Here is a 14,642-nt window from a genome sequence, read left to right as displayed (position 1 = left end):
CCATAAATATTTCATTGGTAAATAAATGTGTCAATCCAACACGTAGTACGTTCCTTGTCAGCTAATAACAGTGGCGCTAATAAAATGTAATAAACTCCTGATGCACTAATATGTATGGTCTGTGAGTAATACGATTGCGCTAAGCTTATTTACGCTTTATCTCAGAATAACAACCTATGCATTAGGAATTTTATGCATAAATTCAGATTCCAGGATAAACAGTAAAAAAGCACTATTTGCTAAAAAATAACCTGCGTAAAAGTTACTTACTAATTACGTAATTCTGATAACTCAATCACCCTTGTCATGTTGTGGACAAATATAAAGATAATTCAGATAAAACTGTAATGAATTCTCATTATTTAACCTTAGTTAATTCTCACCTAAGAAATAAGATCGCTAACATATTGTATTTAAAGAGGTTTTAATGAATTGGTGAAATTCTTATCTTCGTTCATGAACAAAGAGTGAGGCGCATTTTCGATTTGGATGTAAAATTTAAAGGATGCGTTAGCACACGCTGTGATTCGTTTTGGTTACTGAGGGCTGGGCAATTGTACCTTATCAATCAGTTGGTCGAATTTAATCCTGATAGCAAAAGTCTGGTCAATCGTCATACCGGGCGAGCAATTCAGCTCCAGCTCCCTGCCTCGCTCTGTTTTCTCTATTTAATTACTCACGCAAGTGACATTGTTTCCCAGAACACGTTGATGACAATTGGTTGGGGTGAAAGAAATAATGTGACCACCACCAACACATTTTACCAGGCTATTCTGACGCTACGAAACGCGCTGGCGGACGTGGGGTTGCCTCGTGATACGGTGAAAACTATTTCCCGACGCGGGCTCAGATTAAATGAGAATACGCAAGTAGAGACAATAACGCTTCAACTGAGTGAAGTTTCCCCGCCGCCGGCTATTGAAGAAATCCCCCCCGCAAAGATAATTCCTTCGACACCACAACAAACGACGCAGATACCCTGGTTTGAGGTTTTATTTAGCGCCAGTGTCGTGATTGCCACGTTGATCATCTGGCTGGTGTGGTATCAAACGCGCCCTGTTATGCCGTTTAGTAAATTTGTCCAGGCTTCCATGCAGACGCCATCGCGGCAAAATTGCAAAATCTATTACTCACCAAATGAACACGACCAGCAAGGCTATTTCAATCTGATGCAGTTACATCCCTATCTCTGTGAAAACAACAAGCACGTGTTTCTTACCGGTTACAGCAAAGCGGAAAGGATCGTGGCATTTGTCTGTGATAAAGATGCACGGGTGGATGCTAACGCATTTTGTACTACTCATTATTACTGGATGCGCGGGCAATGAAAAAAACACGCCACCTTATAGTGCTCGTGGCCGGGCTGGTTACTGTGCTCGGTTCAGGCGGATGGTTATGGCATTCACGCTATGCCGACAAACCGCTGAATTGCATCGGTAACATTGAATGGAATATTGGCAGCAACCGCTTTACGGGTACGTTATCGTTTCGGATGTACAACAGTGAAGGCCTGGCCACTATTACCGGCAAACTGTACGGGCGTAATACCTCAGACATTAGCAGGAACATCTATTTTAACTACACCCAAAAGCGCGATGCCCGAGTGCTACAGGCGATGCAGGTCGTCAAAACCTTCGCTGACACCGCTGATGAAGCGGATATTAACGACACATTACCTGGATTTTACCGCCAAAGCGGACGAAGCCTGAGCCTGGTCATGGAGGAGTATAAAGGTGCATGGATTTTTGCCAGCTCCAATGTGCCCTCGCTGTATTGCCGCAAAAGGTAACGTCATATCCGGAAACAAAAAGCACGGCCCCTCAATGAAATTCACATTTGTCATCATTGACTTACGCGACATGGGTCACTGAATCCACACATAACCCATTGCTATTCTTCATCGCGAATCAGGAAACATCCTGAATATCATAATATCCGTTGCGTAATAATTAAGCGAAATGGGCGTTATATTTTGCCCAGAAGACTTCAACCTACGGATGGATATTTGGAGAAGACGTGGGCAGGGGCGTTTATCTCTCTCGCGAGCAATGTCTGAGCGTTCAGGCGTTATCGCATTTCAGGAAACGGTGTGTTTCCGGTGTATTTTTGGCGTACATATGAGGGATACGTAATGTTTACTTTTAAAAAGTGCCTGATTGCACTTTCTATAAATTTGGCCGTTGTTTCATCAGGTTTTGCTTGTACGACCCTGCTGGTCGGCAACGAAGCATCAGCGGACGGCTCCATGCTGGTCGCCCGTAGCGCAGACAGCGATGCCCTGAAAGCACAGCATTTTGTCATTCATCCGGCAAAGCAAAATCAGAGCGGGGTATACAGCACCAAAGCACATAATGGTGCGAATGATTTTACCTGGCCACTGCCGAAAAACTCTCTGCGTTATACCACTGTCCCAAACTGGAAAACCCAACTGCACGGCGCGACCGGATTTAACGAGCTGGGTGTCGGCGTGAGCGGTACAGAATCCATTTTTGCCTCACCGAAAGCACTGGCCGCCGACCCGTACGTTGAGGATAAAGGGATCACCGAAGACGATATCCCGGATATTCTGCTGTCACAAAGTAAAACCGCACGTGAAGCTGTGGCGCTGTTGGGCCATATCGTTGAGACCGTCGGCGCAGGCGAAGGTTTTGGCGTTGCCGTCGTCGACGATAACGAGATCTGGTACCTGGAAACCGGTAGCGGCCATCAGTGGATGGCGCAGCGTCTGCCGAATAACCAGTATTTTGCCACCGGTAATCAGGGCCGCTTACAGGATTACGATCCTAAAAGTCCGGACATGATGGCGTCAAAAAACCTGATTCAATTTGCGACTGAAAAAGGGCTGTACGATCCGGCGAAAGACGGTAAATTCAACTTCTCCAAAGCCTATACCCGTGATGACGAGCGTGACCGCACGTATAACGACCCTCGCGTATGGACCATCCAGAAAGAGTTCAATCCTTCCGTAAATCAGGATATGGCCAAAGGGCGCGAATTCCCGGTCTTCATGACGCCAGAGAAGAAAATGACGCTGGACGATGTGAAAGCCGTGTTGCGTAGTCACTATGAAGGGACCAGCCATGACCCGTACACCAACGGTCTGAACGGCAAAGAGCCATGGCGTCCGGTCAGCGTTTTCCGTACCTATGAAGCGCACGTTATGCAGGTCCGTCCGTGGTTGCCAAAAGAGATTGGTGAAACGACCTACATTGGCCTGGGCATGGCTGACCTCACCGCCTTCGTTCCGTACTACAGCGGTCTGAAAGCGTATCCGGCTAACTACACGATGGGTACCGATAAAGCGGACGATCAGTCTATCTACTGGAAATATCGTAAATTACAAACGCTGACGATGACCGATTATCCGAAGCTCGCGCCAATCGTCAAAAAAGCCTACAAAGCGTGGGAAGACAAAGTGGCGAAGGAGCAAAAAGAGGTCGAAGCAGAGTATCTGAAGATGGCGAAAACCGATAAACCCGCCGCGGATAAGATGCTGAATGACTTCAACCTGCGCATCATGGCCGACGCCGAGAAGCTGACGGAAGATCTGACTAATCAGCTCTTTACCATCCGAACTAAAGACATTCAGTCTGATATTTTCTTTGCGAATGCAACGAAAAAAGACTGAGTAACGACGCGATAGTATTCTGGCGTAAAGCGCTTATTAGCTTTGCGCCAGCATTTCACACCGTGCCTTCACCGCCTCGTGCAGAAGGCGTACCGCGGTTGAAAGCTGCTTCCGATGCGGGCAAATCATATTCAGCGGGACTTTCTCTCCCTGATAATCCGGCATCAGCAGTTGTAATCGACCGTCACGCACATCCTCGCTGACATCCAGCCACGACTTGTACGCCACACCTTCTCCGGCAATCGCCAGGCGCCGGATCACTTCCGCATCGTCACTCATAATGGTGCCGTTAACCTGCACACTGCTGACCTCGCCGTTGCGCGTAAACGTCCAGCGATCGTGCAGGCGGCCGCGTAATACGAAAGTCATGGCGTTGAGCTGTGTTAAATCATCCAGTTTTTGCGGCGCGCCGTTTTGCTCAACCCATTCCGGTGATGCCACCAGCACGCGTCGGTTACCCGGTGCAACCGGCAGCGCAATGTAAGACGCGTCTTCGGTGTTGCCATAGCGAAACGCAACATCGACGGGGTCTTTAAAGACATCCGTTACCTGGTCGGAGAAAAAAATCCGCAGGCGCAGCGCGGGATAGCGGCGTCGAAACGACTGAAAGACCGGCAGCAGCAGGTTACGACCGAGATCGGAAGGCACGGCGATTTGCAGCGTGCCAGAAACTTCATCTTCCGGAGTCTGAATTTTTTGCAGCCCGGCATGCATTACGTCCAGCATCTGGCGGGCATAGGGTAACCAGACTTCACCTTCTGGCGTCAGGCGCAGGCTGCGCGTGGAGCGGGCGAACAAGCGGATAGCCAACGTAGACTCCAAGCGCTTGATAGCTGAACTGACCTGAGCAGGCTGAACGCCGACTTCGCGCGCAGCATCACTAAAACTATTCAGCGCCGCGGCGCGGACAAACAACGTGAGATCTTCAAGCCGGAACATTTTCACTCCCCGAGTATAAGTCCTGTCGCCATAGGGCTATTTTTCCCGTTCTGTTACCGGTTTACCATCGAATTATTCAACTGATTCCTGTGACCGGAGATAATATGAAAGCCATCGCCATTACCCGCGCCGCGACCGACGGCAATAACATTGAATTTTTACAAGAGATTGACTTGCCCATGCCAGTTGCTACCGGGCACGATCTGCTGGTTGAAGTGAAAGCCATTTCCGTCAACCCCGTTGATACCAAGGTCCGCGAAGGTTTTAACGCTGATGTGCCGCGTGTGCTGGGCTGGGATGCCGTTGGCGTGGTGAAGTCCGTGGGCGAAGCCGTCACCCTGTTCGCACCCGGCGATGAAGTCTGGTACGCCGGAGCGCTCGGCCGCGCTGGCAGTAACAGTGAATTTCAGCTGGTTGATGAACGTATTACCGCGCTGAAGCCAAAAACACTGGATAATGCTTCTGCTGCGGCGCTGCCACTAACCGCTATCACCGCCTGGGAAATGCTGTTCGACCGTCTGGGCGTTGAGGAAAATGGCAATGAAGATGATGTGTTATTGATTGTTGGCGCGGCTGGCGGCGTCGGTTCTATTCTGACACAACTGGCCAGTAAGCTGACCAAAATGACCGTCATCGGTACCGCATCACGTCCGCAGAGCCAGAAATGGGTACGTGAAGCGGGCGCTCATCATGTGATTGACCACAGCAAGCCGTTGACGGAAGAGCTGGCACGGATAGGCATTAAAGAGGTGACGCACGTTGCCAGCCTGAACAATACCGAGCAGCACTATTCGCAAATTATTGCCGCACTGGCGCCGCAGGGCAAACTGGCGCTGATTGACGATCCGCAAACTCTCAATGCGCGCCCGCTGAAGGCCAAAAGCATTTCGCTGCACTGGGAGTTTATGTTTACCCGTTCGATGTTCACAACCCACGACATCATTGCTCAGCATCAGTTACTGACCCGCGTGGCGCAGCTGATCGACGACAGCATCCTCCGTACCACGCTGGGCGAACATTTTGGCGCGATTACCGCGGCAAATCTGCAAAAAGCCCACACGCAAATTGAAACCGGCCGCTCGGTTGGCAAGATTGTGCTGGAGGGGTTTTAACATGTCTGATTCTGATGTGATTTCAATTATTGCGGTACTGAAAGCCAAACCGGGGAAAATCGACGCACTGAAACAGGCGCTACAAGCTCTGCTGCTGCCCACGCGCCGGGAGCCGGGCAATATTGAATATGCCCTGTTCCAGTTACGCGACACGCCGGATGTGTTCTACGTGCGCGAATCCTGGCGCGGTCAGGCCGGTCTGGATGAGCATATCGCTCTGCCACATTTCCAGGCGTTCATTCTACAAATGAACGATCTGCTAGCCGAACCGCTACGGCTGGATTATCTGACGCCGATTGAGCCTTAATGTCTCGACGCGCCCCCGCAGCTATGCGGGGGATTTACATCAGCCATTGCGTCCGGCCATAACACCGCCATCCACATCCCAGATGGCGCCAGTTACCCATTGCGCTTTGTCTGACAACAGGAAGGCGACGGATTCAGCCACATCACGCGGCGTACCAACCCGACCAATCGGATGGAAGCTGTCAAAGCTACTCATCACACCTTGTACGTCTTCTTTCGGGATAAATCCTTCGTAGATAGGTGTATGCACCACTGCTGGCGAAACGGCATTGACGCGGATCCCATTCGCCCCCAGCTCGATGGCCAGATTTTTAGTTAATGCATGCAGGCCCGCTTTTGCCATTGAGTACGCTGAAGAAGGTGTTGCGCCAATTGCCTGTTGCGCCCACATCGAACCAATATTCACGATGGCACCCTGGATGTTAGCCGCCACCATATTACGCACGACATCGCGGGTGATAAAAAACGTCGCGCGGTTGAGGCTCATGTACAGTTCATAATCTTCAACTTCATGATCAGTGAAAGGTTTTGGGAAGAAAACCCCAGCTGCATTTACTAACAGGTTGATGTCTTTGTGCTCAGCATTCACCGTTGCCATCACCTGCTTAACGCCCGCTTCTGACATCAGATCCGCCACAATGACAGAGACGTCACCCAGCTCCGCCAACGCCTGACGGGCCCGTTCCGCTTTCTCGACGCGATTGCCAACCAGCACCACTCGACCACCACCCTGGAGGATCAGTTTTGCGGTTTCAAATCCGATACCACTGGTACCGCCCACCACTAACAGTTTTTTGCCGACAAATAATGTGTTCATCGCTAGCCTCGTTTCACGTATTCGTTAATGCGCTAACAATGCCACTACCCTGAGGCGCTGACGAATGAGAAGAAATAGCGAACCGAGAAAGAAAATCTATCTCGATGGCATATACTGAAGATATTCACAAAACGGGAAATGACCTAATGCGCTCACTTAATCGGCTTAAATGGTTACACGCTTTTGAGGCCACAGCCCGCCACGGCAGTTTTACTGGTGCGGCGCAGGAACTGGGGGTCACTCCGGCTGCCGTTGGGCAACTGGTTCGTGCGCTGGAAGACTGGGTTGGCCACCCGCTGCTGCATCGAACCCGTTCAGGCAAAGAGCGTCTCACGCTGGTCAGCGAAGCACAGGACGCGTTGCGTGAAATAACCCAAGGACTGGATAGCCTGGAATCTGGGCTGAACAAGTTACGCGGCCGACGGGCGCGCTCGGTGGTGATCATCACGGCCTCTCAGGTACTGGTGATGAACTGGCTGATGAGCCGCCTCAATCGCTTCTCACAAGCGCATGAAAACATAGAATTACGCTTGAACGTGACGGAAAAGCTGATGGATGTTGCTCATGGCGAAGCGGATCTGGGCGTACGTTGCGGTAAAGGCGACTGGCCTGGGGTAAATAAAACCTGGCTGATGGATGAAGAAGCGGTTCTGGTTTGTAGCCCGCGTATTGTGCCAGTAGATAAAATTTCCTGTGGAGAATGGTTGGCCGCACAGAAGCTTATCCATGATGACACTCCCCACCCCGGCGCCAATTTCCCAGGCTGGAATGATGTCCTGACCGCCACCCAGGCACCTGCCGTTCGCGACAGTGGATTGCACATCAACTCTACCTCTGCAGTGATTCTGGCGGCGCTCAGCGGTCAAGGTGTCGCCATTGTGCGTAGAGCATTGGTGCAGCAGCTACTGACAGACGGACAACTGGTTCAGCTTCATCCCAACACCCGCTGGCCTCTGACGTGGTCTTACTACATTGTTACGCCACAGCACGCGGTAATGCGTCCGGAGGTAAAAGTCTTTAATGACTGGCTGATTGCGGATGTGCTGGCAGAAATCACAACCATCTCTGCTATGATGCCTGCACACAAATAAAACAAAACAACATGCCGAGGGAAAGATGAGTTCCACCAGAAGAGGGATGATGAACGTCCTGATTGCCGCCGTATTGTGGGGAAGTTCAGGCGTTTGCGCGCAATACATCATGGAGCAAAGCCAGATGTCGTCGCAGTTTCTGACCATGACGCGCCTGATTTTCGCCGGGCTCATTCTGCTGATGCTCTCTTTCGTTCACGGCGACAAAGTGTTCTCCATTATCAAAAACCGCAAAGACGCCATCAGCCTGCTGATTTTTTCCGTGGTTGGGGCGCTCACCGTACAGCTAACCTTTCTGCTGACTATTGAAAAATCCAACGCCGCCACCGCGACGGTGCTGCAATTTTTGTCACCGACCATAATCGTGGCGTGGTTTTCCGTGGTGCGCAAAGCACGACCGGGGATTTTAGTGCTGACTGCGATCTTCACCTCGCTTATCGGCACCTTCTTGCTGGTCACCCACGGTAACCCGACATCGCTGTCTATCTCACCTGCCGCGCTGTTCTGGGGAATTGCCTCGGCGTTTGCCGCCGCGTTCTACACCACCTACCCCTCAACGCTTATCGCGCGCTACGGCACGCTGCCGGTCGTCGGCTGGAGTATGTTAATCGGCGGCATGATCCTGCTGCCGTTTTATGCCGGACAGGGCACTAATTTCGTGGTGAATGGCAGTTTGATTCTGGCGTTTTTCTATCTGGTGGTCATCGGCACGTCGCTGACGTTTAGCCTGTACCTGAAAGGCGCGCAGATGATTGGCGGACCGAAAGCGAGCATTTTAAGCTGCGCGGAACCGTTGAGCAGCGCATTGCTGTCCCTGCTGCTGTTAGGTATTACCTTTACCCTGCCAGACTGGCTGGGCACGCTTTTGATCCTCTCTTCGGTAATACTTATCTCAATGGACTCACGTCGCCGCGCCAGAGCGGTTTAACACCAACCGGCGCGGCAAAAGTTCATGATTACCAGCCCGGAACCGCGCCACCGTTAAAGATAGTTTCTGCCGCCTTCGCCACTTCAGGTGACTGATAAGATTGCAGGAACTCTTTCACATTCTCGGCATCTTTGTTGTCTTCTCGCGCCACCAGAATGTTCACATACGGTGAGTTTTTGTCTTCAATAAATACGCTGTCATGTACCGGGGAAAGCCCGGTTTGCTGGATGTAGGTGGTACTGATAATCGCCACATCCACTTTCTGATCGTCCAGCACACGCGGCAACTGCGCACCTTCCAGTTCCATAATTTTCAGATGCCGAGGATTATCAGTGATATCCAACGCTGTTGGCAGCAGGCCGGTATCCGCTTTCAGCGTAATTAACTTCTCTTTTTGCAGCAGCAACAGCGCCCGGCCCAGATTGGTTGGATCGTTAGGTATCGCAATCGTTGCACCGTCTTTTAGTTCAGCGACAGTTTTGATTTTCTTCGAATAACCAGCCATCGGGAACACAAAGGTATTGCCCACCGCAACCAGCTTATAGTCGTGTGCTTTATTATCTTGTTCAAGGAACGGACGATGCTGGAAGACGTTGGCATCCAGCTCACCATGATTGGTGGCATCGTTGGGCAGCAGAGAACCGCTAAAACCCACCAGTTCCACCTCCAGACCATATTTTTCTTTAGCGACTTTCTTCGCGACCTCCGCTACATCCTGCTCAGCACCGTTAATTACACCCACTTTTATATGCTTTGCATCGCTGCTCTGTTGATCGCATCCTGCCAGCAATAATCCCGCCAGTAATACCGCCGCCCCGGCCCCGAAATAAGGTATCTTCAGCTTCACGTTTTATCCTTTTGCAATAACCGCCTGATGAGTAATGAAATGACTATAGCGGGAAGGCCGCTGCGGTTTAAAAAACGAAAAAGCATCAGCAAGAAGAAAAAAGCATAATGGGGCTAAGATAAATTAGTCGGAAGATACCGTTAGTTCATCAATTGCAAGCCCGGTAATAATTAGCACCAGTTCACGATCGATCCCCTTCTCAAGCATGGCATGGGCTATCCGCAACGCTTCGTCTTTTTTGCCCTCGCGTTTGCCTTCGAGTTTGCCCTCTAGCAACCCTGTCCTTCGCCCCGACTCACGTAAGCATTCTGCAATCGTCATTAATCTCTCCTTATGCTGGGGAACGCGCAGAGCAACCTCTCGAATAAACGCCTCAAAACGCGGTGCGCTGCCAGACTGCACCAGGTAATTAAATAGCGTTTCTACCTGACTGTCATTAGCGTGTCCTTTATATACGTCAAAATGCCCGATAGCGCTTACGCTGACCGGGCTGGTGACATGAGGTTATCTGTAGGCCGGATAAGCGAAGTGCCATCCGGCGATAGCAATATCACACCAGGGCTTTGACTATCTCCATCAGCCTGACGATATCTGCAGGCCGGGTATTACCGGTCTGTGGGTCGATAATCGAGCTATAAACATGCGGCATGACGCGCGGTACTCCCGCCTCCAGACAGGATTGCAGGATAACGCCGAAGTTATCGAGATCGATACCGCCGGTCGGTTCAATCAGCGTCATGCCGTTTCGTGCTGCAGTCGTCGCCAGTGCGTATAGCTCAGGCAGCGACTGTTCACCGCCCATTGGGAAGAACTTCGCCGCATGGGCTCCTGAATCCAACATCATACGGACCGCTGCCTCGCAGGAAACGCGGGCTGGCGTGCCCTGGCTGCTGCTGACGCCGGTCGAGATCAACACGTCCCCCGGCGTGCCAGTGGGACTGACTAACGCGTTGATATGGGTCTGTTCACCGCCCGTTGCCGCCAAGGCGCCTGCCGCAAACCCGCAACCGGTAAAGGTCTGGTTGACGTGTGCTGGATGTACCTGTGAGGCAATCATCGCCGCTTTGTAATACTGCGCCGGGTCACCGGCCCCCAACCCCACAGAAATCGACGGCACGTCGTTCATCCAACGTTTTACTTCCAGAATACCTTCCTCAACCGAGGAAAACTGCGCCGAAAGAATGCCAATCACCGCGTGGCCTTCGGCAGCATCATAGATTTCCCGCGCATTGGCGATATCCTTCGCCAGCACGTTAATAGCCACTTTATTACGATAAAAATTAATGTGTTGCATGTTCTGCAATCTCCTTTAATCGGGCCACGATCAGCGCCATTTCCCCTTCTGCGACCGTACGCGGGTCAAGGCTAAAGACGCCCTGATGAAGGTTGTAACGGCGAGCGTAGATCGCGATATCGCCCTCACGCAGGTGCGCTTCTACAGCGTAAGCATCCATTCCCAGCACCTGCGCATTCACCCGAATACGAATCCGCCAGATAGCGCGTCCGGCCTCATCCTGCTCGATATCCGCATCCAGTCCGCGAATCTCTGAAATCGCCTGCGCCACGGGGCGGAGCTCTTCGGTGGTGACCACGGTTTGTCCCTGATGGTAGTTTTCCAGGGCATACACCAACCCAACCATATTCTCTTTGCCGATTTTCATCGCCCGGGCAATCCCGTGGTGCTGCGCTTTACACGCGGCAATCCACTGTTTCTTCCCGGTGATAAATCCGGAGGTCGGCGCGTTAAAGGCTTTTGCCCCGCTGTAGACCACCATATCCGCCCCGCTCGCCACCCATGCGTGTAAATCCTCCTCGGCAGCAGCATCGACAATCAGCGGCAGGTTGTGAACCTGCGCGATCTGCACAAAATCCGCAATGCTCAACATCCCCTTCTGCACGCAGTGGTGCGATTTCACGTACAGCAGCGCGGCGGTGCTATCGGTAATCGCGCTCTCCAGCTGCCAGCGGGCCGCCAGATTACTTGAGCCAACCTCCACCCCCCTCCCGCCGCCCAAACGGATGGCGCTGGTGATAGGCGCACCGTAGTCAACGTTATGCCCGCGCAGCATGACCACTTCATTGGCCATACCTGCGCTGTCCGGCATCAGCGAGACTCGCGCCTGGTCACCACGGGTAATGGCGGCGGCAACAGCGATAGCAATGCCCGCCGATGCACAGGAGGTGACATAGCTGTCTTCAGCCCCGGTGTAGCGGGAAACCAGTTCTCCAGTTCTGTCCACCAGCCGATCAATTTCAACAAAGGCTGAAGCAGCCCGCGCGGTGGCCTGCATTACTTCCGGCGCTACGCTGGAAACACCCAGAATCGTCATCTTGCCGCAGGCGTTAATGACCTGTTTTAGCCCCAATTGTTGGTAGATATTCTGTGTCATGGCTTACAGCACTCCCAGCAGCGAACAGACCACGCTGAGCGCGACAATCGACAGTAAAATCGTGGTGTAACGCGGCCCTTTCTTCACCAGATAGAAATAGATGGCGAACACCGCCGCCAGCGGCAACAGGCCGGGGGCAATAGAGTCGAGGATTTGCTGGACCACCACTTCAGAGCCTTTCAGGGCGCTAAGTTTTAACGGCGTGGTGATCTTGACGTAGCTTGCAGAAAGCGCGCCCATCATGATCAAACCCAGCACGTTAGCGCCGTAGATAAGTTCCTTTATTCGCCCTCCCTGCAGCAGCCCTATTATCGAGTCACGCCCCAGCGTATAGCCTTTGTGAACCATGCCATAGCTGATTGCCAGCGTAATAGCAGGATAGAGAATTAACGGTACAATTCCGCCCATCGCGCTGCCATTCGCCGCAAACGGGATGAATATAGCAATTAACAGCGGCATCACGGCGGCCCAGATGATGGAGTCCCCCATCCCGGCCAGTGGTCCCATCAGCCCGGTTTTAATCCCGGTAATTGAGGCGTCGCTGATCGGCTCGCCGCGGGTTTTCTGTTCCTCCATCGCAATGGAGATCCCCTGAATCACCGCCCCGAACGTCTGCTCCGAGTTGAAGAAGTTCAAATGGCGTTTCAGCGCTTCAACCTGCTCCTCTTTTTGCGGGTAGAGTTTTTTGATGATCGGCGTCATTGAGGCGCAGAAAATAAGGCTTTGCAAACGTTCATAGGAGCTGGAAACTTCCGCGCCTAGCCAGTAGATAAACCAGGCTTTGGTGATGTCTGCTTTGGTCAACGTGCCGCTTTCACGCGCGCGCTCCACCAGTTCATGCTGCATTACATCGCTGCTCATCATGCTGCTCCTTCATTTTTCGCCAGACCTTTAATGAGGAAGGCCACACAGGTACCAAAGATTGCCATCGCCATGATGTCTACCTTCAGGTACAGCACCGCAAAGAAACCGCCGATAAACCATGGCAGCAGGCTCTTTTTACCGATCACCATAATGGTGATGGCGAAGCCCAGCGCCGGTAGAATGCCGCCCATAATTTCAAAGGAGTGCGTCAGCCAATGCGGCATCAGCTTAAGGAAGCTTTCCACAACGTCCTGACCAAAATAGTTGGCGGCGAAGACCACCGGGAAACGCAGTACCAGTCCGAGCAACGCCGGGTAGAGGAACGCACAGCGCATAATGCCCGCCATGTTTGCCGTTTCCGCATGCTTATCGGCCATATGTACCCACGCCGCGTTTAGCGTGCGGCGCAACTGGTCGAGGAACACGCCGATAACGCCAAACGGGATCGCCAGTGCGATAGCCAGGTTCGGGTCCATTCCGGCCTTCACGGCGATAGGAATTGAAATGCAGGCAGCCAGCGCCGGATCCGACGGGACGTTGCCGCCTGGCGTGGAGGTCACGCCGAGATAAACCAGCTGCATACCTGCACCGATGATCATCGCCGTTTCCATGTTGCCTAACAGCAGACCAACGAATACGGCAATCACCACTGGCTGTAGCAGCATGGCGGAGAAGGTGTAGCCAAGGCGTAATCGGGCAAACCAGTAATACAACCCCATCAGGCTTGCGAAGACTAAAGTATCCATAATTAAGTACCCTGTTATCAAAGAATTAGAATTTTTTCAGGATATCGTCCAGCGACTGCGGCTTATCTTCCGGGATAGTCTGGAAGAACACCTGAATCCCACGATTTTTCAGGTCGCTCAGAATGCCGACGTCTTTTTCATCCAGCGTAATGTTCTGGAATACCGCTTTGCGGTTTGGCCCACCGCCCAGCCCACCGACCTGAATGGTGGTGACATCAAAACCCAACTGGACCGCTTCCTGAACCGCCGCCAGAGAGGGGAACAGCACCAGAACCTTGCCGTCACCAAGCTGGTTTTCTTTCCATGCGGCGGCAAAACTCTGGTTACCAAAGCAATCCACTTTGATGTTCGGCGGCGCGGCCATCAGGTAGATGTTTTTCATAAACGGATCGGCATCCAGCTCATCGCTGACCACTGCAATCCGGTTTGCCTGAGATTGCCCAACCCATTTGGTCACCACTTGTCCATGAATCAGACGGCTATCGATACGACATAAAACGATGTTTGCCATGATGTTTATTCCTTATTGTGATTGTTGTAATTGACGTACGTGGGCAACAACGTCCAGGCAGCTACTACGCCCGGCCTCGACCAGATCGGCCACGCAGGTGGTCAATTGGCCATGCTCGCGTTTGTCCAGCGCCTCCAGTAACAAAGAGGCGTTGAGCCCGGAAATCACTGCCACCGGGTAATCGGCGCTCAGCCGCGCGGCCACGTTAGAGGTGGTGCCGCCAATAAAATCGGTCAGAATCAGTGAGCCTTCCGGCATGGTTTTCACCACGGCTTCGACGCGTTGATAAAATTCGCCGAGCGTATCAACAGGCATTAGCGGAATTTCCGTCACGCCTTTGATTTCACCCATCACCATGCGCAGGCTGTTGCAAAGCTGTTGCCCCCAGCCGCCATGGGTCAGCAGCAGGATCTGGGGCAAGGATTCAGTGGTAGTCAAAATGGCCTCCTGGCTCGATTACATA

At 52.3% G+C, this 14,642-nt stretch carries 16 protein-coding genes and 1 pseudogene; 7 read left to right on the top strand and 10 right to left on the bottom strand.

Features of this window, described 5'->3' with window-relative positions:
- Positions 1 to 554 precede the first annotated feature (554 nt).
- The 3 genes from OGY17_RS17210 (at position 555) to OGY17_RS17200 (ending at position 3,628) form a co-directional block, all read left to right on the top strand.
- Positions 555 to 1,328 carry a winged helix-turn-helix domain-containing protein gene (locus tag OGY17_RS17210; protein ID WP_286607953.1) on the top strand — a complete coding sequence of 258 codons (774 nt, stop codon included), beginning with the start codon at positions 555 to 557 and terminating at the stop codon, positions 1,326 to 1,328.
- Positions 1,325 to 1,789, top strand: a complete 465-nt coding sequence (locus OGY17_RS17205; RefSeq protein ID WP_032945411.1) for a YqeJ family protein — start codon at positions 1,325 to 1,327, stop codon at positions 1,787 to 1,789. Before OGY17_RS17210 ends, OGY17_RS17205 begins: the two co-directional genes overlap by 4 nt.
- 342 nt (positions 1,790 to 2,131) lie before the next feature.
- Positions 2,132 to 3,628 (top strand): C69 family dipeptidase, encoded by a 1,497-nt coding sequence (locus OGY17_RS17200; RefSeq protein ID WP_286607888.1) that lies wholly within the window; start codon positions 2,132 to 2,134, stop codon positions 3,626 to 3,628.
- Positions 3,629 to 3,664: 36 nt separating this feature from the next.
- On the opposite strand, the gene OGY17_RS17195 is transcribed toward OGY17_RS17200, so the two are convergent.
- The gene (locus OGY17_RS17195) at positions 3,665 to 4,567 is read right to left on the bottom strand and encodes a LysR family transcriptional regulator (protein WP_048215260.1); all 903 of its coding nucleotides are present in this window, start codon (positions 4,565 to 4,567) and stop codon (positions 3,665 to 3,667) included.
- A 104-nt stretch (positions 4,568 to 4,671) separates the two neighbouring features.
- On the opposite strand from OGY17_RS17195, the gene OGY17_RS17190 reads away from it, so the two are divergent.
- Together OGY17_RS17190 and OGY17_RS17185 are read left to right on the top strand one after the other, a co-directional pair.
- Positions 4,672 to 5,679, top strand: a complete 1,008-nt coding sequence (locus tag OGY17_RS17190; protein ID WP_204558690.1) for a zinc-binding alcohol dehydrogenase family protein — start codon at positions 4,672 to 4,674, stop codon at positions 5,677 to 5,679.
- Positions 5,680 to 5,695: 16 nt separating this feature from the next.
- The gene (locus OGY17_RS17185; RefSeq protein WP_162623446.1) at positions 5,696 to 5,986 is read left to right on the top strand and encodes a putative quinol monooxygenase; all 291 of its coding nucleotides are present in this window, start codon (positions 5,696 to 5,698) and stop codon (positions 5,984 to 5,986) included.
- Between the two features lie 39 nt (positions 5,987 to 6,025).
- Here the strand turns inward: OGY17_RS17185 and OGY17_RS17180 are convergent, their stop codons facing one another.
- Positions 6,026 to 6,802: an SDR family NAD(P)-dependent oxidoreductase gene (locus tag OGY17_RS17180; protein ID WP_071444556.1), complete on the bottom strand. Its 777-nt coding sequence runs from the start codon at positions 6,800 to 6,802 to the stop codon at positions 6,026 to 6,028.
- Between the two features lie 146 nt (positions 6,803 to 6,948).
- Here OGY17_RS17180 and OGY17_RS17175 point away from each other — a divergent pair, with 146 nt between their 5' ends.
- Positions 6,949 to 7,893, top strand: coding sequence for a LysR substrate-binding domain-containing protein (locus OGY17_RS17175; protein WP_286607885.1), 945 nt, complete (start codon positions 6,949 to 6,951; stop codon positions 7,891 to 7,893).
- Between the two features lie 25 nt (positions 7,894 to 7,918).
- Positions 7,919 to 8,821: a carboxylate/amino acid/amine transporter gene (locus OGY17_RS17170; protein WP_003827166.1), complete on the top strand. Its 903-nt coding sequence runs from the start codon at positions 7,919 to 7,921 to the stop codon at positions 8,819 to 8,821.
- A 28-nt stretch (positions 8,822 to 8,849) separates the two neighbouring features.
- On the opposite strand, the gene nlpA is transcribed toward OGY17_RS17170, so the two are convergent.
- The 8 genes and pseudogenes from nlpA to OGY17_RS17130 form a co-directional block, all read right to left on the bottom strand.
- Positions 8,850 to 9,668, bottom strand: coding sequence for a lipoprotein NlpA (gene nlpA, locus OGY17_RS17165; protein WP_008786507.1), 819 nt, complete (start codon positions 9,666 to 9,668; stop codon positions 8,850 to 8,852).
- A gap of 123 nt (positions 9,669 to 9,791) precedes the next feature.
- A pseudogene (locus OGY17_RS17160) lies at positions 9,792 to 10,118 on the bottom strand (Rpn/YhgA-type helix-turn-helix domain-containing protein); the annotation flags it as partial.
- A 100-nt stretch (positions 10,119 to 10,218) separates the two neighbouring features.
- A complete protein-coding gene (gene dagF, locus OGY17_RS17155; RefSeq protein WP_286607883.1) occupies positions 10,219 to 10,962 on the bottom strand; it encodes a 2-dehydro-3-deoxy-phosphogluconate aldolase in 744 nt (247 codons plus the stop codon).
- Complete coding sequence (gene dgaE / locus OGY17_RS17150) at positions 10,949 to 12,058, bottom strand: D-glucosaminate-6-phosphate ammonia lyase (RefSeq protein ID WP_286607881.1); 1,110 nt, start codon at positions 12,056 to 12,058, stop codon at positions 10,949 to 10,951. Before dgaE ends, dagF begins: the two co-directional genes overlap by 14 nt.
- Before the next feature lie 3 nt (positions 12,059 to 12,061).
- Complete coding sequence (locus OGY17_RS17145) at positions 12,062 to 12,922, bottom strand: PTS system mannose/fructose/sorbose family transporter subunit IID (protein WP_005121522.1); 861 nt, start codon at positions 12,920 to 12,922, stop codon at positions 12,062 to 12,064.
- Positions 12,919 to 13,668 (bottom strand): PTS mannose/fructose/sorbose/N-acetylgalactosamine transporter subunit IIC, encoded by a 750-nt coding sequence (locus OGY17_RS17140; RefSeq protein ID WP_003023960.1) that lies wholly within the window; start codon positions 13,666 to 13,668, stop codon positions 12,919 to 12,921. Before OGY17_RS17140 ends, OGY17_RS17145 begins: the two co-directional genes overlap by 4 nt.
- A 25-nt stretch (positions 13,669 to 13,693) precedes the next feature.
- The gene (locus tag OGY17_RS17135; RefSeq protein ID WP_003023959.1) at positions 13,694 to 14,179 is read right to left on the bottom strand and encodes a PTS sugar transporter subunit IIB; all 486 of its coding nucleotides are present in this window, start codon (positions 14,177 to 14,179) and stop codon (positions 13,694 to 13,696) included.
- A gap of 12 nt (positions 14,180 to 14,191) precedes the next feature.
- On the bottom strand, positions 14,192 to 14,617 hold the full coding sequence (locus OGY17_RS17130; protein ID WP_032945423.1) for a PTS sugar transporter subunit IIA: 426 nt from the start codon (positions 14,615 to 14,617) through the stop codon (positions 14,192 to 14,194).
- Positions 14,618 to 14,642 lie beyond the last annotated feature (25 nt).

The organism is Citrobacter sp. Cpo126, from assembly GCF_030332445.1.
Lineage (GTDB): Bacteria > Pseudomonadota > Gammaproteobacteria > Enterobacterales > Enterobacteriaceae > Citrobacter > Citrobacter portucalensis.
Note: the sequence above shows the minus strand (reverse complement) of the source record. Positions and strands in the feature narration are given on the sequence as shown.